We start from the raw sequence: 461 nt of genomic DNA on the forward strand, positions 1-461 counted from the left end.
ACCGAGTTCGCTGCCGTCGCCTTTGCATTGCCGCCGATCGCCACTGCGTCCGTACCCGTTGCCGACGAATCCGCCAGCGTCGAGTTCGTGTGGAAGTACTTGATGCCGCCACCGTTGGTGATGTTGTTGACGGTGTTGTTGATGTTCGTCACACGGCCATCGATGTTCGTGATCGCGCCGCCCACGTTGTTATACGTGTTGCCGTTCACCACGTACGTCGGGTTCGTGATCGCGCCCGTCGTCGTGTTGTAAGTCGAACCGCCGCCCAGCGCGTCAGCCGTGCTCGAACCTGCAGCATTGACCTTCGCGTCTTCCGACATCAACTGGCTCACGTTCACCGCGTCCGTCGCGGCCGAGCCGGCTGCCACGTTCGTGATCCGACGTTCCTTGCCTGCCGAGCCCACCGACACTTCACCATTGGCTGCCGATGCGATACCCGACAGAGCCGTCGAGCCCGGGTT

At 62.3% G+C, this 461-nt stretch carries 1 pseudogene; it reads right to left on the reverse strand.

The features are described 5' to 3' along the window. A pseudogene (locus PQR32_RS42185) lies at window positions 1–461 on the reverse strand (hemagluttinin domain protein); the annotation flags it as partial.

The sequence above is a fragment of the Paraburkholderia dipogonis genome (assembly GCF_046027395.1).
Taxonomy (GTDB): domain Bacteria; phylum Pseudomonadota; class Gammaproteobacteria; order Burkholderiales; family Burkholderiaceae; genus Paraburkholderia; species Paraburkholderia dipogonis_A.